17 protein-coding genes are annotated in these 19,282 nt (G+C 53.3%); 8 read left to right on the forward strand and 9 right to left on the reverse strand.

Annotated features, from left to right (window positions below):
- Positions 1–361 precede the first annotated feature (361 nt).
- The 5 genes from pcnB to ADINL_RS14015 all read left to right on the forward strand — a co-directional run bounded on the left by pcnB (position 362) and on the right by ADINL_RS14015 (position 5,345).
- Positions 362–1,840, forward strand: coding sequence for a polynucleotide adenylyltransferase PcnB (gene pcnB / locus ADINL_RS13995; protein ID WP_036549435.1), 1,479 nt, complete (start codon positions 362–364; stop codon positions 1,838–1,840).
- A complete protein-coding gene (gene folK, locus ADINL_RS14000; protein ID WP_036549438.1) occupies positions 1,833–2,321 on the forward strand; it encodes a 2-amino-4-hydroxy-6-hydroxymethyldihydropteridine diphosphokinase in 489 nt (162 codons plus the stop codon). Before pcnB ends, folK begins: the two co-directional genes overlap by 8 nt.
- Positions 2,322–2,363: 42 nt before the next feature.
- Positions 2,364–3,155: a 3-methyl-2-oxobutanoate hydroxymethyltransferase gene (gene panB / locus ADINL_RS14005; protein ID WP_036549440.1), complete on the forward strand. Its 792-nt coding sequence runs from the start codon at positions 2,364–2,366 to the stop codon at positions 3,153–3,155.
- A gap of 5 nt (positions 3,156–3,160) precedes the next feature.
- Entirely contained in the window at positions 3,161–4,009 is an 849-nt protein-coding gene (panC, locus tag ADINL_RS14010) for a pantoate--beta-alanine ligase (RefSeq protein ID WP_036549443.1), read from the forward strand.
- Between the two features lie 154 nt (positions 4,010–4,163).
- Positions 4,164–5,345 (forward strand): acetyl-CoA C-acetyltransferase, encoded by a 1,182-nt coding sequence (locus ADINL_RS14015; RefSeq protein WP_036549445.1) that lies wholly within the window; start codon positions 4,164–4,166, stop codon positions 5,343–5,345.
- 43 nt (positions 5,346–5,388) lie between these two features.
- On the opposite strand, the gene ADINL_RS14020 is transcribed toward ADINL_RS14015, so the two are convergent.
- The gene (locus ADINL_RS14020) at positions 5,389–6,228 is read right to left on the reverse strand and encodes a 6-carboxytetrahydropterin synthase (protein ID WP_036549447.1); all 840 of its coding nucleotides are present in this window, start codon (positions 6,226–6,228) and stop codon (positions 5,389–5,391) included.
- 135 nt (positions 6,229–6,363) lie between these two features.
- On the opposite strand from ADINL_RS14020, the gene rsuA reads away from it, so the two are divergent.
- From rsuA to ADINL_RS16090, 3 genes are read left to right on the forward strand one after another with little or no spacing between them, the layout of a single operon-like run.
- Positions 6,364–7,071: a 16S rRNA pseudouridine(516) synthase RsuA gene (rsuA, locus tag ADINL_RS14025; protein ID WP_036549449.1), complete on the forward strand. Its 708-nt coding sequence runs from the start codon at positions 6,364–6,366 to the stop codon at positions 7,069–7,071.
- On the forward strand, positions 7,071–8,135 hold the full coding sequence (locus tag ADINL_RS14030; protein ID WP_036549451.1) for a class I SAM-dependent methyltransferase: 1,065 nt from the start codon (positions 7,071–7,073) through the stop codon (positions 8,133–8,135). Before rsuA ends, ADINL_RS14030 begins: the two co-directional genes overlap by 1 nt.
- The gene (locus ADINL_RS16090; protein ID WP_051632852.1) at positions 8,132–8,788 is read left to right on the forward strand and encodes a YciC family protein; all 657 of its coding nucleotides are present in this window, start codon (positions 8,132–8,134) and stop codon (positions 8,786–8,788) included. Before ADINL_RS14030 ends, ADINL_RS16090 begins: the two co-directional genes overlap by 4 nt.
- 62 nt (positions 8,789–8,850) lie before the next feature.
- Here the strand turns inward: ADINL_RS16090 and pnp are convergent, their stop codons facing one another.
- From pnp to ADINL_RS16095, 8 genes are all read right to left on the reverse strand, one after another.
- A complete protein-coding gene (gene pnp / locus ADINL_RS14040) occupies positions 8,851–10,959 on the reverse strand; it encodes a polyribonucleotide nucleotidyltransferase (RefSeq protein WP_152547692.1) in 2,109 nt (702 codons plus the stop codon).
- 181 nt (positions 10,960–11,140) lie between these two features.
- The gene (rpsO, locus tag ADINL_RS14045; RefSeq protein ID WP_036549456.1) at positions 11,141–11,410 is read right to left on the reverse strand and encodes a 30S ribosomal protein S15; all 270 of its coding nucleotides are present in this window, start codon (positions 11,408–11,410) and stop codon (positions 11,141–11,143) included.
- Positions 11,411–11,535: 125 nt separating this feature from the next.
- The gene (gene truB, locus ADINL_RS14050) at positions 11,536–12,495 is read right to left on the reverse strand and encodes a tRNA pseudouridine(55) synthase TruB (RefSeq protein ID WP_036549460.1); all 960 of its coding nucleotides are present in this window, start codon (positions 12,493–12,495) and stop codon (positions 11,536–11,538) included.
- A 3-nt stretch (positions 12,496–12,498) separates the two neighbouring features.
- On the reverse strand, positions 12,499–12,894 hold the full coding sequence (gene rbfA / locus ADINL_RS14055) for a 30S ribosome-binding factor RbfA (RefSeq protein WP_036549463.1): 396 nt from the start codon (positions 12,892–12,894) through the stop codon (positions 12,499–12,501).
- A 9-nt stretch (positions 12,895–12,903) separates the two neighbouring features.
- On the reverse strand, positions 12,904–15,474 hold the full coding sequence (infB, locus tag ADINL_RS14060; protein ID WP_036549467.1) for a translation initiation factor IF-2: 2,571 nt from the start codon (positions 15,472–15,474) through the stop codon (positions 12,904–12,906).
- A 27-nt stretch (positions 15,475–15,501) separates the two neighbouring features.
- Positions 15,502–16,992, reverse strand: coding sequence for a transcription termination factor NusA (gene nusA / locus ADINL_RS14065; protein ID WP_036549469.1), 1,491 nt, complete (start codon positions 16,990–16,992; stop codon positions 15,502–15,504).
- Between the two features lie 31 nt (positions 16,993–17,023).
- Positions 17,024–17,479: a ribosome maturation factor RimP gene (gene rimP, locus ADINL_RS14070; RefSeq protein ID WP_036549472.1), complete on the reverse strand. Its 456-nt coding sequence runs from the start codon at positions 17,477–17,479 to the stop codon at positions 17,024–17,026.
- A 333-nt stretch (positions 17,480–17,812) separates the two neighbouring features.
- Entirely contained in the window at positions 17,813–19,195 is a 1,383-nt protein-coding gene (locus tag ADINL_RS16095; RefSeq protein WP_051632853.1) for a GGDEF domain-containing protein, read from the reverse strand.
- Positions 19,196–19,282 lie beyond the last annotated feature (87 nt).

Consider the following 19,282-nt stretch of genomic DNA (forward strand, 5'->3'; position numbering starts at 1 on the left):
AAAACAACAAATCCCTTAAGAATTAAATAATTAAAAAAACTGGCACGCAATCTGCTCTATTACAGAGCAATAATAAGAAGAATTTCATCTCGGCAGCCATAAAAATAAAAACGCCGAAAGAAAACCGACTGACACGCCTTGAATAAAAATAACAACGAGGCTTCGCTGATTGCAGAGTGACAACAACACTCAGGACAGTGCTCAAACAACAACAAGCTTTGTTGCACTCTGCTCTCAGCACCCCACTCATTTTCTGCAACAAATACTCACCAACTGGCAGCAAACTAACACCCTGAAGCGCTAAGCTGGTATCATCACATCCACAATTTTCATCCTGTCATTTCTGGAAGAATAACACCTGATGCAAGAGTTGCTTATAATTCTGCTGTTGATCGTTTGTGCTGCACTGGCCTATCGCCTGATGCCCCGGCACAAGACGCCAGCCGATGATCAAACCCCGGGCAAAACAACAGCCAATACCACAGCGCCAGAACAGGTATCGACTCAGGTTGTTGCAGAGTACCTGCCACTGGGACACAAACGGATTATTCCCGAGAAGGCCCATCGCATCCCTCGCCAGCGCCTGGATGACAATGCCATGAAGGTGGTTTATCGCCTGCATGATGCCGGACACGACAGTTTTCTGGTCGGTGGCTGTATCCGTGACCTGTTACTGGGACAGAAGCCCAAAGATTTTGATGTAGCGACCTCGGCACATCCTGAGGAAGCGGTTGAACTGTTTCACCGGGGCCGCCTGATCGGGCGACGCTTCAAACTGTTGCATGTCCGCTTTGGCCGGGAACTGATTGAAGTGGCTACCTTCAGGGCAGGCCATGACAGTGAAGACAATGATGATGGCGAGCAGGGACGACAGGCAGCCAACGGCATGATTCTGCGTGATAATGTCTACGGTACCATTGAAGAGGACGCCTTGCGGCGTGATTTTACTGTCAATGCACTGTATTACTGCGCCAAAGACTACAGTATTTACGACTTTGCCAATGGCTATCCTGACCTGCAGCAGCGCATCATCCGCATGATCGGTGACCCGGCGTTGCGTTACCGGGAGGACCCGGTACGCATGCTGCGTGCCGCACGCTTTGCCGCCAAACTGGGGTTTGAAATTGAGCCGGCGACCGCTGCGCCCATTCATGAACTCTCCGGATTGCTGGCCCGCATAGCACCCGCACGACTGTTTGATGAAGCACTAAAACTATTGCAGTCCGGCTATGGCGCCGCCGCCTATCGGCAACTGCAACGCTTTGATCTGTTCCGTTATCTCTTCCCGCTCACACATGCACAGCTGGAAGCATCGGACTGGCCGATTGCCGCACTGATTCAGCAGGTACTGAAAAATACTGACCGTCGTCTGGAACAGGGCAAGAGTGTGACACCTGCCTTCATGTTTGCAGCATTGCTTTGGTACCCGCTCTACCAACGCTACCTGGAAATTCTGGATGAAGATGAACTGCCGCCACTCCAGGCCCTGCATGAAGCAGCCAACCAGATTCTGTCAGCCCAGGTCAAAGCCACAGCAATACCAAGACGCTTCTCAGCACCGATGCGTGAGATCTGGGAGCTACAGCTTCGCCTGCCGCGCTATCAGGGCAAACGTGCTGACCAGCTACTCAGCCACCCCCGTTTCAGAGCCGCTTATGACCTGGTTCTGCTGCGTGAATCCGCCGGAGAAGACCTCCAGGGGTTAGGACAGTGGTGGACTGACTACCAGCATGGCAATGAAGGCCAGCGCCGTGACATGCTCAGTGACGTCAGTACGGATGAGCGTCCCCGCAAACGACGTCGTCGACGCCGCAAACCAAGCAGCGGTTCACATGACTGACATTCGCTGTTTTATCGGTCTTGGCAGCAATCTGGAAGACCCCTTGCAACAGGTACAGCGTGCACTGCAGGAGCTGGGTGAGCAGCCGGATATACACCTGCAACGTCACTCGCCGCTGTATCGCTCTGATCCGGTTGGTCCCGCAGGACAGCCGGACTATATCAATGCCGTAGCCGAAATATGGACGTCACTGGAGCCTCTGGCACTGCTGGACCGACTCCAGTGGCTGGAACTTTGCCATCAGCGCGTGCGCCTGCAACACTGGGGACCTCGCACGCTTGACCTGGACCTGCTACTCTATGGTGACTTAATACTCGACACTGAGCGTTTGACCGTACCTCATCCCTATATGACCCAACGCAGCTTTGTTCTCTATCCGCTGGCGGATCTGGAACCTGAGCTGACTCTGCCCAATGGCCGCACATTAAATCAATATCTAGCGGATTGTCCAATGGGCACTCTGGAGCAGTTACCGCTATAATATGGCGTTTACTTGCAGATCGAATTAGTCTGGAACCCCTCTATGAGTAACATCACACTTCACACACTGACAAGTCTGAAACAGAAAGGCAGCAAGTTTTCAGTATTGACTGCATACGATGCAACCTTTGCACACCTGATCAGCTCCGTGGGTGTCGAAATGATTTTGGTCGGTGATTCACTGGGTATGGTCCTTCAGGGCCATGACAGCACCCTGCCCGTCACCCTGGATGAAATGGCCTACCATACGGCTGCTGTTGCCCGTGGTAACCAGGGCGCCATGATCATGGCTGACCTGCCTTTCATGAGCTATGCCACGCCTGAGCAGTGCATGCAGAGTGCCGGCAAGCTGATGCAGGCAGGTGCACAGGTTATCAAACTCGAAGGTGGTGCCTGGCTGGCTGAGAGCATCAGTCTGCTGGCCGATCGTGGCGTCCCTGTATGCGCGCACCTGGGTCTTACCCCTCAGGCTGTCAATCGCCTGGGCGGTTATCGTGTACAGGGTAAAGATAGCGCCAGTGCACAACAAATGATCGAAGATGCACGGTTACTGGAACAGGCAGGCGCCAGCCTGTTGCTGCTTGAATGTGTTCCCAGTTTGCTGGCAGCAGAAATCACCCGCAACGCTGATGTCCCGGTCATAGGCATTGGTGCAGGACCTGATACCGATGCTCAGGTGCTGGTCATGCACGATATGCTCGGCATCACGCCAGGCCGCAAACCTCGCTTTACTCGCAACTTCATGGATGGCGCCAGCAGTATTGAAGATGCATTTCGCCGCTACGACACCGCCGTCAAGCAAGGCAGCTTCCCGAACCAGGACGAGAGTTTCTAACCCGCATGCAAACCTTTGACTCTATTGCCAGACTACGGGACGAACTGCGTCAGCACCGCCTCGCCGGACGCAGCATTGCACTGGTTCCCACCATGGGTAACCTGCATGCGGGCCATATCCGCCTGATCGAAACAGCTGCACAATCAGCTGACGTCGTTGTTGCCAGTATCTTCGTCAACCCCCTGCAGTTCGGGCGCAACGAAGACCTCAGCAGCTACCCGCGCACACTGCAAGAAGATCAGCGTAAACTGCAGGCGGCAGGCTGCCATCTGCTGTTTGCACCCGATGAGCAGGAGATGTACCCACGCGGTCGCGACAGTCAAACCCGTGTTGAGGTCCCGGTACTCTCTGACCTGTACTGCGGTGAAGCCCGTCCCGGCCACTTCAGCGGCGTCACGACAGTAGTCTGCAAGCTTTTCAATATTGTCCAGCCGGATATCGCCGTGTTTGGCGAAAAGGACTATCAGCAACTGCGCATTGTCCGCAAGATGGTCAATGATCTGTGCATGCCGATCGATATTCTCTCCGTACCGGTGGTGCGTGCCGATTCAGGCCTGGCGCTCAGCTCCCGTAATGGCTACCTGTCACATCAGGAGCTGGAAAAAGCACCGGCACTGCAAGCCATTATTCGCCAGGCGGCAGAGGCCCTGCACCAGGGCCGACGTGACTTCAGTGAACTGGAACATGAAGCGATTCTGCAGCTGGAAGCTGCCGGATTCAAACGTGACTACTTCCGCATAGTTCGCCGCAGTGATCTGTCACCTGCCACTCAGGATGATGCCGCACTGGTCATTCTGGCTGCCGCCTGGATGGGGCCGGCCCGACTGATCGACAATATGGAACTGGATCTCTGATCCAGTTCCATCCCCCACCCCGACAATGGTCTATGCGTCAGCAGCTTGACGCACTAAGTGATTTCCCTCAGACTGAAATCAGTAGTCATCTATCGTGGCACAGGCTATTCTAGTCTGAAGCCCGAACATTCAGTCAAACCTATGAGGAATACCCATGCGTGAAGTTGTAATCGTTGCGGCTGGTCGAACAGCTGTTGGTGCGTTCAATGGTACCCTGGCCTCCCAACCGGCTGCCATGCTTGGCGCCACTGTCATTAAAGGCCTGCTGGAAAAGCACTCTATCGATCCGGCAAATATTGATGAAGTTATCATGGGCCAGGTACTGACAGCTGGCTGTGGACAGAACCCCGCACGTCAGGCTCTGATTCATGCCGGTATCCCTCAGGAAGTGCCCGCATTGACCATCAATAAAGTGTGCGGTTCCGGCCTCAAAGCCATTCAAATGGCGGTTCAGGCCATTCGCTGCGGCGACACTGACATGATCGTTGCTGGCGGACAGGAAAACATGTCCATGTCTCCACACCTGCTGCCAAATTCCCGTAACGGAGCACGCATGGGTGACTGGAAAATGGTTGATTCGATGATCACCGATGGTTTGTGGGATGCGTTCAACAACTACCACATGGGTATCACCACCGAAAATATCGTCGACAAATACGGCTTTACCCGTGAAGAGCAGGATACCTTTGCAGTGGCTTCACAGAACAAGGCAGAAGCGGCTGTCACCTCAGGTCGCTTCAAGGATGAAATCATCCCTGTCACCATCCCGCAGCGCAAAGGTGATCCACTGGTCTTTGACACAGATGAGCAACCACGCCTCGGCTGCACCCTGGATGCACTGGCCAAACTGCGCCCGGCCTTCAAGAAAGACGGCACGGTGACAGCAGGTAACAGCTCAACCATTAACGATGGCGCTGCCGCGGTGATTGTCTGCTCTGCTGAAAAAGCGGCTGAGCTGGGCCTGAAGCCTCTGGCACGTATCAAGGCTTACGCTTCAGCTGGCGTTGATCCTGCCATCATGGGAACCGGCCCTATTTGTGCGACTCAGAAAGCACTGGAAAAAGCGGGCTGGAGTGTTGCTGATCTGGAACTGGTCGAAGCCAATGAAGCCTTTGCCGCTCAGGCCATGTCCGTAAACAAGGATCTGGGCTGGAATACAGACATCGTCAACGTCAACGGTGGTGCAATTGCTCTGGGTCACCCGATTGGCGCGTCCGGTTGCCGTATTTTTGTCAGCCTGCTGCATGAAATGAACAAGCGTGATGCCAAAAAAGGCCTGGCGACCCTGTGTATCGGGGGCGGTATGGGTACTGCACTGGCCGTTGAGCGCGATTAATAGAACCTGCCGTATCGCGCAATGCGATACGGCTCGCTCAATCTCAGGGGCGCGTGACTATCGCGCCCTTGCCAACCCCCTCGTAAGCCCGCACTTCAACAACAGAGTCGGGATACTCTTCCGCAACTTTCTCCGCCAGATGCTGTGCAATCTGCTCAACAGTGGTTTCAGTATCCATCATGTAACAGCGACTGACCGGCAAAGTCAGCTGAAAGTCACCCTGAGGTGCCTGATAGCGAAACACAGCCTGCCCTTCTTCAACTGCCTGCAAGTGCGCGCGCGTACCTAAATAGATATCCTCAAACTGCTGTGCCCAGAAGAGCTCCAGATCCTGACGGCGTTTCTGGTCTACCCGGATCTGTACACGGGAACGGTGGCCATGCGCAATCCGCTGACAGTTACCCTTATGCTGCTGCAAACCATGACTGTAGTGGTAAAACGCACCCTCAATCGATTCCGCAACAAAACGCAGCGCCAGTGACTCCACCTGTTCCGGGAACAGTGCCAGTAACTGATCTTCACACCAGCGTGCCACAGCCTGTTGCTGAATAGTGTCAACCGGAATCAATGCAATTGCCTGCTCCGGTGCCTGGCACACAAAGGTACCGCCATCCGGATAAGGCCAGCTGACGCGCGTCTGTCCGTCAAATTGCTCAACAGCCAGGCCCGGCATGCCCGTTGCAACCACCAGCATATGATCTACATGCGCATCCAGCCAGGTCTTGATGCGTTTTTTCACCACACCAAAATCACAGATCATGCCCTGCTCATCGAGCTTACCTTCCAGCACCAACTGCACTTCCCAGGACTCCCCCATTAAACCGCGCTGCGGGTGCAGGTAGGAGAAATCCACATGAGTCAGGTTATCAACGAATAGCTTCACACAGGCCTCTTCAGCATCGCTTGAATAAGCCTTTATTCTAGCGGAAAGCCCGGTGTATTTCATGATACAAACTGTAAGGGATACCTGGCTGCCGGGTTGCGTTATAATCACGCTTTTTCAGCAATAGGGTACGCTATGCGTCTGGATAAATACCTGGCCCAAACCACCGGGTTGTCACGCAAAGAAGTCAAAAAACGCTTGCACGCCGGACTGGTTGAGGTGAACGGCCAGCCAGAACGTGACAGCGGCCGTCATGTCGGCAGCGAAGATCAGGTGTTTCTGGATGGTGAATCCCTGTCAGAGCCCAAACCTCGCTACATCATGCTGCATAAGCCAGAGGGCTTCGTCTGTTCCAATGATGATCCAACCCATGTCACTGCGCTGACCCTGATCGACCTGCCCGCCGCCGAACGGCTGATCATTGCAGGGCGCCTGGATCTGGATACAACCGGCCTGCTGTTACTCACTGATGACGGCCAATGGTCACACCGTATCACCTCTCCCAGACATAAATTGTCCAAACGCTACCGTGTGCAGCTGGCAGAGCCCCTGATTGCCGATGCCGAAGCACAAATTGAACGTGGCATTTTGCTGAAACACGAAGCCAAACGGACCAAGCCAGCTCAGCTCCAGCGCCTGAGTGACACTGAAGCGCTGCTGACCTTGACTGAAGGCCGCTATCATCAGGTCAAGCGCATGTTCGCTGCACTGGGCAATCGGGTTGTGGCACTGCACCGCGAACAGGTCGGCAGTATCCTGCTCGACCCGGATCTGGCCCCCGGTGAATACCGTGACCTGACAGACGCTGAAGTCGCCTCTGTTTACACCGAGCCTTCCCGCTGATGAACCCGACAGATCCGGCAACAACACTATTGCATCAATATATTGCACAAGCACCGGCAGATAGCCTCTGGTGGGTGGATGAGAATATTCTGCTGATTCCAGAACAGCGCCCGGGAATTCGTGCCATCACCAATCGCTATGACCTGTATCAGCAACTCAAAGCGCGACAGTGGCAGGTCACATTCAACGACTTCGATAGCGGACAGATCCTGCCCGCCAGTCTTTCCTGCGTGTTACTGCGCTTGCCGAAAGAAAAAGCCCTGGTGCACTACCTCATCAATCAAACAGCACGTCTGTTGAGACCCGGTGGTGAGCTCTGGCTGATTGGAGACAAAAGTGAAGGGGTACGTGGATTCAACAAGCGTGCTGCCGAACGTTTAGGCGGCCCGTTATCCGAACACAAGGTCAGTGCCGGCCTGTGGTTTGCCCGTATCAGCCATGATCCGCAACAGGCCGGTAACGATCTCGACGATCAGCATTACACCGAAACACGTCCGGTCACAGACCGTCATGGCTACAGTTTTATCAGCAAACCGGGTTTGTATGGCTGGCAAAAGGTCGATCCTGGCAGTGCGTTTCTGATAGCCGAGCTACCCACCATGCTGAATCAGCCATTCCCCCTCTCAGGCCGTGTGCTGGACCTGGGCTGCGGCTTTGGCTACCTCAGTCTGCAAACTGCCGGCACCCAGACCCAACTCACCTGTACCGACAATAACGCTGCGGCGTTACACTGCTGCCAGGCCAATCTGGAAGCGCAGGGAATCCTGGCAGAGGTGGTTGCGTCGAATGCTGGCGACACACTGCAAGGCCCTTATGACATCCTGCTGTGCAATCCGCCGTTTCACAGCGGCTTTGCCACCAACCTTGATCTGACCAGCCGCTTCATAGCGGCCAGTGCCCGACTGCTCAGCCCGCAGGGACAAGCCTGCTTTGTGGTCAACAAACACATTCCTCTGGAACAGAAAGCACAGCGTTATTTTGCTAGAATCCGGCTGTATGCCGATAATGGACAGTTTAAACTCATTCACTTGAGTCAACCCAAACACTCACAGGACGCATCATGACATTTGAATACTTACGTCAATCGCTGTTTTTCTTCAGACAGCACCTGATCACTCTGGCCGCCATTCAGCTGCCTTTTCTGGCACTCATCGGCATTCTCGGATTTATTCTGCAGGGTAATATGACCGGTGCATCCGGTGAGTCCGCTGGCAGTTTTCTGCTGCTGGGCCTGTTGCAGCTGGGTCTGCTGCCGCTCTACTGGGGGGCCACTATTTTTTACATGCAGTCAGTGCTGGATGGCAAACCCCTGTCGCCCATGAGCGCCATCAGTCTCGGGATGACCTGCTGGGGCAGGCTGCTGCTGACGTATATTCTGAACGGATTAGCAGTCTTGCTGGGTCTGATTGCCCTGGTTATCCCGGGAGTGATTGTCGGGGTACGCCTGGCCTTTGCAGATTACATCTGTGTACTGGAAAACAAATCAGCCACTGAATCCCTGAAACAAAGCTGGTCACAGACGCAGTCCTATTTCTGGATGCTGCTGCAAGGCTTTATCCTGATTTTCCTGTGCCTGTTTTTGCTGGAAATGCTGATTCAACAACTGTTTGGTTCCACACTGATCGCACTGGTGCTCTCTTTACTGGTGGATTTTGGCGGGGTAATGCTGACCGTATTCGGATTCCGCGTGTTCAGCGCGATGCGGGAAGGGCAATAACTCAGAAAGTTCACGGGTCCCTGCCATGCAGCAGGAACCCGTGAGGATCACGGGTGTGGTAATCAGTTACCGACAGACTCGTCTTCTTCCATGTCTTTCATGGACAGCTTGATACGTCCACGAACGTCGACATCCAGCACTTTGACCTTGACGATATCATCCATTTTTACGTAATCAGTCACTGCCTTGACGCGCTCATTGGCGATCTGTGAGATATGCACCAGACCGTCTTTACCCGGCAGGATATTCACAAACGCACCAAACTCTTCCAGACGTACAACCTTACCTTCGTAGATCTTGCCAACTTCGGCTTCAGCTGTAATCGCCAGAATACGGTCAACCGCTGCTTTGGCGTTTTCCTTGTTGTCTGCGTAAACACGCACCGTACCGTCATCTTCGATATCGATCGCTGCACCGGTTTCTTCAGTCAGTGCACGGATAGTGGCACCGCCCTTACCGATCACATCACGGATCTTCTCAGGATTAACTTTCAGCTGAGTCATTGCAGGCGCATTGTCTGGCAGCTCAGGACGGCTGTAGCCGATAACCTTCGCCATTTCACGCAGGATATGCTTACGCGCATCCATGGCCTGCTCCAGTGCGATCTCCATGATCTCTTCAGTAATACCGGTGATTTTGATATCCATCTGCAGTGCAGTGACACCATTCTCGGTACCGGCAACTTTGAAGTCCATGTCACCCAGGTGATCTTCATCACCCAGAATATCGGTCAGGACAGCAAAACGCTCACCTTCCTTGACCAGACCCATCGCAATACCGGCCACAGGTGCTTTAAGCGGTACACCGGCATCCATCAATGCCAGAGAAGCGCCACACACAGAGGCCATGGAGCTGGAACCGTTGGACTCAGTGATCTCAGACACCACGCGAATGGTATAAGGGAACTCTTCCAGTGTGGGCAGCATCGCCTGCACACCACGACGCGCCAGACGACCGTGACCAATTTCACGACGACCCGGACCTGCCATACGACCGGCTTCACCGACAGAGTAAGACGGGAAGTTATATTGCAGCATGAAGTTGTCTTTACGCTCACCTTCAATCGCATCGATGATCTGCATATCACGCGCAGTACCCAACGTACAGGTTACAATCGCCTGAGTTTCGCCACGGGTAAACAGTGATGAACCATGTACGCTGTGCAGGGTGTTAATCTCGACATCAATCGGACGAACAGTCTTGGTATCACGACCATCGATACGTGGCAGACCATCCAGAATGCGGCCGCGTACGGTGTCTTTCTCGATGCTGCTGAAGACTTTTTTCACTGCATCTGCAGAAGGTGCATTCTCTTCACCCGTCGCCAGGCTGGTGACGACTTCATCGCGCAATGCACGCACATTATCCTGACGCTGGACTTTATCAGCGACCTGGTAAGCATCACTCAGGCGCGTGCCTAACAGCTGCTGAACCTGAGCAGTCAAGGACTCGTCCTTGGCGGCAGGCTGCCAGTCCCAGGTAGGCTTCGCAGCAACAGCCGCGAATTCATTGATCGCCTGGATCACCACCTGCATTTCCTGGTGCGCAAAGAGTACCGCACCCAGCATTTCATCTTCGGTCAGCTCTTTTGCTTCTGACTCAACCATCAGTACCGCATCTGTTGTACCGGCAACCACCATGTCCAGCTCAGAAACAGCCAGAGTGGCGTAGTTGGGGTTCAGGATATAACCCTGATCTTCAGTGAAGCCGACACGCGCTGCACCAATCGGTCCCTGGAACGGGATACCGGAAACAGCCAGTGCTGCAGAGGTACCGATCATGGCCGCGATATCCGGATCCGTACCTTTGTCAGAAGACATCACCTGACAAACCACCTGGACTTCATTCATGAAACCCTTAGGGAACAGCGGGCGGATCGGACGATCGATCAGACGTGACGTCAGCGTTTCCTTTTCGGTAGGACGCGCTTCACGCTTGAAGAAGCCGCCAGGAATACGTCCAACTGCGTAGTATTTTTCCTGGTAGTGTACAGACAAGGGGAAGAAATCCTGACCTTCTTTGGCCTCTTTCACACCCACAACAGTACACAGTACCTGAGTTTTCTCATCGATAGTGACCATCACGGCACCAGTCGCCTGACGGGCAACCTTGCCTGTCTCGAGGGTTACGGTCTGCTGACCGTACTGAAAGGTTTTAGTAATCGCTTGCACGATAATCTCCTGTGTTTAAGTAAGATATCAGCACCACAAACCAATCATGCCATTCTTTGAGCCAGTACTCAGCTGCACGCTGGTGGCAACATGCACCTGAGTACGGGCCGGATGATTGTCAATGTTTCAGTGCTGAAAAAAAGAGGGCCATACATCGTATGGCCCCGGGTAACACTTCAGCTTAGCGACGCAGACCCAGACGCGCGATCAGCTGCAGATAGCGATCAGCGTCTTTACGCTTCAGGTAATCCAGCAGCTTACGACGCTGGTTAACCATGCGAATAAGACCACGACGTGAATGGTGATCCTGTTTGTTGGCCTTGAAGTGATCCTGCAAACCAGTGATGTTTGCAGTCAGCAGGGCGACCTGCACTTCAGGGGAACCTGTATCACCAGGAGCACGACCGAATTCAGCGACGATTTCGGCTTTCTTTTCTGTTGCTAATGCCATTTTTCTCTCCTTTAACAATATGCACACAGCCGTAAACTGGCTGCTGGTTGGTAGACGCGCAGAGCCGGGCATATTTCCAGTACTGCGTCAGTGGCAACCCTCAACAAGAGGATCAGCCGTATTCGTTACAATGGAGCGGTATCGGTGCGTACCAGTCGCTTGCCCTTGAGGTGTCCCAGGGCATCGCTTTCTGCCAGTCCGATAAACTGCCCATCCGGTTGTGCAAAAACGCGCCATTGTGTAGCTGCCGGCAATGCCAGATCAGTCACTTGACGTCCCTGGCGCAAGGCAACAGCCTGCTCGTGAGAAAGCTCACACGCCGGCAAACTGTCAATTGCACTCCAGGGCGGTAATAATAACGCATCCAGATGTTTTTGTATGCACTCGGGTGCATCCGTCTGCAGAACCTGGAGACTGGCATTCAGACTGTCAAAGCCCTGCATTTGAGACGCATCAAAAGCACCTGCCCGAATGCGCCGCAACTGGCTCACATGTGCACCACAACCCAGTAATTCGCCCAGATCCTGGACAATACTGCGGATGTAGGTGCCCTTGGAGCAATGCACTTCCAGATCCAGCTCATCTTCCCGTAGCGCCAGCAACCGGATCGAATGAATCGTCACCCGGCGGGGCCGGACTTCAACTTCAATCCCTTTACGCGCCAGTTTATACAGCGGCTGACCATTCAGTTTCAAGGCTGAATAGATCGGCGGAACCTGCTCTATCTCACCGCTGAAGTGCTGTTGCAGCAATGCCTCAACCTGAGCAACACTCAAATCGGCGGGCAGCTCCCGGGTTTCGATCACTTCGCCATCGGCATCGGCTGTATCGGTTTTCTGACCCAGTTTTGCCGTCGTCAGATAGCCTTTGTCAGCATCCAGCAGATACTGGGAAAACTTGGTCGCCTCACCCAGACAGATCGGCAACAAACCTGTTGCCAAAGGGTCCAGCGCGCCGGTATGACCAGCCTTAGCAGCACCATAGAGGTGTTTAATCTGCTGCAACGCCTTGTTGGAACTCATCCCGGCGGGTTTATCCAGCAGAAAAATGCCGTCAATGGCACGGCCCTTGGGTTTACGTGCCAAAACTTACTCCTCGGTATCGGAGGAGCGCTTTTGCTCCTGCTGATACGCGCGCTCAATCAGGCTGTGCAAGCGGCGTCCACGATCCACACTTTCATCAAAATGAAAGCGCAGCTGAGGCATAACCCGCAGTTTGATACCACGGGACAGCTCTTTACGCAGAAAACCTGCAGCATGATTCAGCACCGCCAGCGATTCTGATACCACCGACGCCTCATTCTGATCACCCAGTGGCAGAACGGTAATATAGGTATCAGCATAGCCAAGGTCTTTACTGACCTTGACATAACTGACCGTTACCATTCCCAATCGGGGATCCTTGATTTCACGCTGGATCAGCATGGCCAGATCACGCTGGATCTGGTCCGCCACCCGGTCGGTACGTTTAAACTCGCGTGCCATATCTCTCCGTTACAGCGTACGCTGTACTTCAATAGTGTCAAAGACTTCGATCTGATCGCCGACTTTAACATCGTTATAGTTTTTCACCCCGATACCGCACTCCATGCCATTTCGGACTTCAGCAACTGCATCCTTAAAGCGACGCAGTGACTCCAGCTCACCTTCGTAGATCACCACGTTATCACGCAGTACACGGATGCGCTTGTTACGGTAGACGGTTCCTTCAATAACCATACAACCGGCAATCTGGCCCAGCTTCGGAGAACGGAATACATCACGCACTTCAGCAATACCGACGATCTCTTCGCGGTATTCAGGTGACAACAAACCAGCCATCGCCTGTTTGACGTCATTGATGATGTCGTAAATGACACTGTAGTAACGCAGCTCCAGCTCTTCACGCTCAACAATGGCTTTAGCCTGATTATCGGCACGCACATTGAAGCCGATCAGAATTGCTGAAGAGGCCAGGGCCAGGTTAGCGTCGGTTTCACCAAAGCCACCGATACCACTGGAGACAATATTGACCTTCACTTCGTCAGTGGACAGATCTTCCAGAGACGTGGTCAAGGCTTCCAGTGAACCACGGACATCCGCCTTCAATACGATATTGAGTGACTTGACGTCACCCGCCTGCATGTTGGCAAACAGGTTTTCCAGCTTCGCCTTCTGCTGTCGGGCCAGTTTCACTTCACGGAATTTACCCTGACGGAACAGCGCAACTTCACGGGCTTTCTTCTCAGAAGATACCACGGTGAATTCATCACCGGCATCCGGCGTACCATCGAGACCGAGAATTTCTACCGGAATTGCAGGACCCGCAGAATCAACAGGGCGACCCGCTTCATCCAGCATCGCACGTACTTTACCGTAGTGCAGACCCGCCAGAACAATATCACCTTTTTTCAACGTACCATTCTGGATCAACAGTGTTGATACGGAACCACGTCCTTTATCCAGACGCGACTCGACCACAACACCTGTCGCAGGCATATCAGCAATGGCTGTCAGTTCAAGCACCTCAGCCTGCAGCAGGACAGCGTCGAGCAGCGCATCGATGCCTTCACCCGTTTTCGCCGAAACATGGACGAACTGGACATCGCCACCCCACTCTTCGGAGATAACGTCGCGCTGTGCCAGTTCATTACGGACACGGTCCGGATCAGCTTCCGGCTTATCAATTTTGTTCACCGCTACAACCAGTGGAACACCCGCAGCCTTGGCATGCTGAATCGCTTCTTCGGTCTGCGGCATCACCCCGTCATCGGCTGCCACTACCAGAATAACGATATCAGTCAATTTGGCACCACGTGCACGCATGGCAGTAAACGCCGCATGCCCCGGAGTATCCAGGAAGGTGACCATACCGTTGTCGGTTTCTACATGATAGGCACCGATATGCTGAGTAATACCACCAGACTCCCCGGCAGCCACTTTGGCTTCACGAATGTAGTCCAGCAGCGATGTCTTACCATGATCAACGTGACCCATAACGGTCACGACAGGCGCACGTGAAGTTGCCTCACCTTCATGCTGTTTCAGACCTTCCAGCAGCGCATCCTCAATTGCATTTTCCTGCAACGGAGTCGCTTTATGGCCCATCTCTTCAACCACCAGTACGGCAGTATCCTGATCCAGCACCTGGTTGATGGTTGCCATCGCACCCATCTTGAACATGACCTTGATTACTTCAGCTGCCTTGACAGACATTTTCTTCGCCAGATCTGCAACCGTGATACTTTCAGGAATACTGACATCATGTATCACCGGAGCTGTCGGCTTTTCAAAGCCATGCTGATTCTGCCCGGGACGACCACGACCTGCAGCACGCTTGGGGCTCTTGCCCGGACGACGTGTGCTGCTGCGCTGATTTTCTTCATTCAGGGCAGGTGCACCCTTGCGTGCAGTGACCGGCTTGCCACGACGTGGCGCTTCATCTTCGTCTCGACCACGACCCCTGGCACGGTTTTCTTTGGTCTTGCCACGCGGTGCCGCTTTCTTGTCTGCAGGCTCATCACCGACAGCCGCTACAGCTGGCGGGTTATCCACAGACGCCACAGCAAGGTTTTCAACCTCTGCTGCAACAGGAGTCACATCAGCTACCGGCTCAGTTGCGGTGGTTTCAACCACAGCATCTGCGGCACGCTCATCGCTCACCGGAGCCGCTTCAGCCACTTCTGCCTGAACGGGTTCAGCCACTTCCGCCACAGGTTCAGCCTGCTCGACTTCTGGCAGCTCAACCTCTTCGGTCATTTTATTGGCGTCATCCAGCTCTTCGCGCTTGACGTAGGTACGTTTTTTCCGCACTTCAACATTGACGGTTTTGCGCTTGCCCGCTGCACCAGCCACTTTCAATTGAGAGGTGGTTTTGCGCTTCAGCGTAATACGACTCGGTTCAGTCGCGCTACCCTCTTCTCCATGTGATTTTTTCAGGTACGTCAGCAGCGCCTGGCGCTCTGACTCGGATACCATGGAGGTTTCGCTTTTACCGTTGATTCCGGCATCCTGCATCTGATTGAGCAAACGCTCAACGGATACACCAACCACATCGGCAAGCTGTTTAACGGTTACTTCTGCCATAAATGGGTTCCTCTTCTCCGTTGACTGTTACTGACTGTCTGAAAACCAGGGTGCGCGTGCTGTCATAATCAATGCCGCGGCCCGTTCTTCATCCAGCCCCTCAATTTCAGTTAATTCATCGACAGACTGTTCTGCCAGATCTTCCATGGTGATCACACCCTTGGCCGCCAACTGGAAAGCCAGCGCACGATCCATACCATCCATGTTCAATAAGTCTTCCGCAGGCTCCGACGCTTCAAGCTGCTCTTCGCTGGCAATCGCCAGATTCAGCAACGCATCCTTGGCACGTGCGCGCAGTGCCTCGACAATGTCTTCATCGAAGCCATCAATTTCAAGCATTTCATCAACCGGTACATAGGCCACCTCTTCCAGAGAAGTAAAGCCTTCTTCAACCAGCACTTGAGCCAGCTCTTCATCGGCATCCAGATGCTCCATGAACAGCGCCAGCACGCGACCGACTTCTGACTGATGTTTTTCCTGTGCTTCGGCTTCACTCATGACGTTCAGCTTCCAGCCAGTCATTTCGCTGGCCAGACGGACGTTCTGACCGTTACGACCAATCGCCATCGCCAGTGCTTCTTCCGCAACAGCGACATCCATAGAGTGACTGTCTTCATCAATCACGATGGAGGCCACTTCCGCAGGTGCCATGGCATTGATCACCAGCTGCGCAGGGTTATCATCCCAAAGCACGATGTCTACACGCTCACCACCCAGTTCATTAGTCACTGCCTGAACACGTGATCCACGCATACCCACACAAGCGCCAACTGGATCAATACGACCATCATTGGTCTTTACCGCAATTTTTGCGCGCGATCCCGGATCGCGGGCTGCGGCACGAATCTCGATCACTTCTTCAGCAATCTCAGGTACTTCCAGGCTAAACAGCTCCACCAGCATGGCCGGTGATGTACGGCTCAGAATCAGCTGAGGACCACGTCCTTCAGCACGTACCTCATCCAGAACTGCACGTACACGGTCGCCCATACGGAAACTTTCACGTGGCAGCAGGTGCTCACGTGGCAACAGCGCTTCGGCGTTATTACCCAGGTCGATGATGACGTTGTCACGCGTCACCTTCTTCACAGTACCGGCAATCAGCTCACCCTGGCGATCACGGTATTGATCAACCACTTTGGCACGCTCTGCTTCACGCACTTTCTGCACGATAACCTGCTTCGCGGTCTGCGCAGCAATACGACCAAATGCAACGGATTCAACCTGCTCTTCGTAAACATCACCCGGTTTCAATGCGGGATCAATTTCCAGCGCTTCTTCCAGCGTCAATTCAGTACCCAACGCCGGTACGGCATCATTGTCCATCACCAGCCAGCGACGGAAGGTTTCATAGTCACCTGTCGCACGATCGATCTGTACACGGATGTCCGCTTCTTCGTCATAGCGCTTTTTGGTTGCTGTCGCCAGTGCGACCTCAATCGCTTCAAAAATGACTGCCTTGGGCACGTCTTTCTCGTTCGAAACGGCCTCTGCAACCAGCAAAATTTCTTTATTCATCTACCCAGCCTCACCTGAATCTTTCACACACTTAAAATTGTGGCACCAGTCGCGCCCGATCAATGAAATCGATGGGCAACAGGTACTCGTGATCATCAACTACCAGAAGGATTTCATCGCCCTCTACACCATTCAGGACACCTTTGAAGCGACGACGGCCTTCAAATGGAACACGCAGCCTGACCTCGAGCTGATGCCCGACATAAGCCTGATACTGGGCCAGCGTGTACAGGGGACGATCCATTCCGGGGGAAGACACTTCCAGCAGGTACTGTTCAGTGATAGGGTCTTCAACATCCAGAATACCGCTAACCTGATGACTGACTCGCGCGCAGTCATCGACGGTGACGCCTTCCGGTCCATCAATATAAATACGCAGGGTGCTGCGCTTGCCTGCTGACTGAAATTCAACGCCCCAAAGCTCAAGACCCAGAGCATTAATGGCGGGCTGAATCAGATTTTCCAGCTGTTTAATCTTAGCGGACACGCTCTCTACCTCTCCGACGCCTGCGGGCGTCCTACTCTCATAATTGCCCTGCCACCAACAAAAAATGGGTCACTTGCGGACCCATTTCTGAACGGCTTAAGCCATAATTCGCCTACGAAAAAGCCCCTGAAGAGGGGCCTTTTTCTTATCCAGACAAGACAATGTGATCATCACACTGTGACTCCTGGCATGAAACCTGACGGAGCCACGCATCTATTCTGGTTGCGCGATCCCCCAGCCTACGAAGTCTGACGGGTGCCAGTAACACTAAAGCGCACACCGGCTTCGTAAAAAACTCACTTATTATAGCAATAGCAGGAGAAACCCACAACCTTATGACGCAGTCGGCGCTGTTGAACCATATACTTTACAGTTGTTTCGACCATCCGCTTTTGCCTGATACAAGGCCTTATCTGCCTGCAACAGCAGATCATCCAGCGAGCGCGCCTGCTCATCCAGCAAACTGATACCAATACTGGCCGTCAGGGTATGGTTGGTAAACGGTACAATAATCTTTTCAACGGCCTGACGCAGTCGTTCAGCGACGATCTGAGCCTGCTCGAGATTGGCATCATCCAGTAACAACACAAACTCCTCACCACCCAGCCGCGCATGCAGATCAGTCTGTCGACAAGCCCGCCGACAGCACTCCGCCACAGACATCAATACCTGATCACCACATTTATGCCCCCAGGTATCATTTACCAGCTTGAAAAAGTCGAGATCAACCATCAGCAACGCCAGATTCCGTTCATGACGACGTGCACGTTCAAACAATGCCGAACCATGATCAAAAAATGCACGCCGGTTCATAACACGCGTCAAGGGGTCATGCGCAGCATCAAAACGTGCCTGCTCACGCTCTTCAAGCGACGCCCCGAGTATCATTGCCATACACACAGTGACAGCAAACAATAACTGCAGATCCAGTACCGGGTAACTATCAAGGTCCAGCAGTGCATAGGTGGCAACCGCAAACAGATTAACCACCAGAGCGGTCAACAACGCAAAGCGCATACCATAGACTGTCGCTGCCCAGGCCACCGGCAACAGAATCAGATACCCGATACGATTGATAATATCCTCCTGACCCGCAACCAGAAAGTAAGCACTGACACTCATCCCGGTTAGCAGCAACAGTGTCAAAGGCCAGGCCAGTCGGTCTTTAAAAACATCACCATGATAGACATGGTGCCCTTCATACAGGTCGATAAACAGGGTAGCCGCCGCCATAAACATCAACACACCTCCCAGGTCACCAATCCAGAAACCGAAGAACAGATGTTTATAGAGTTCCGGCTGCAGTCCTGCAAACTGAATCAGAAGCCCCAACGCAATCGCAGCAGACACAAGCGTCGTAAACGTCAGTATGACAATCAACGCACTGACATCGCGAACTGTTTTGATCGGCAAAGCAAACAGCCGCCAATGGCGAGCAACCAGACCGGCTGCAGAGTAAACCAGCCATTGGCGTAACGACATCGTCAGGTTATCCGCTGACCAATTCCAAAAGACATCAAACGGCAAACCACCAAGCAGGATCGCCACACCCGCCACCGGGATATAACGCGCACCATAATGAAAAACAAACAGAAAAATGACACCCGCAGCAGGGTAAAAAGCACTGACCAGAGGAGCAATTTCAAACAAACTGGCAAAATGCCATGTTAGATAGTAAAGCAGTATCAGAACCAGAGAGCGCGAAATAAATTCCATTTAAACCTGCCGACAACCTGATATAACTGACCGGTAGTGCCGCCGTGAGGACTTACAGAACCAGACAAACGTACATCCAGTATCGGT

Origin of the sequence: Nitrincola lacisaponensis (assembly GCF_000691225.1) — a bacterium.
GTDB classification, from domain to species: Bacteria; Pseudomonadota; Gammaproteobacteria; order Pseudomonadales; family Balneatricaceae; genus Nitrincola; species Nitrincola lacisaponensis.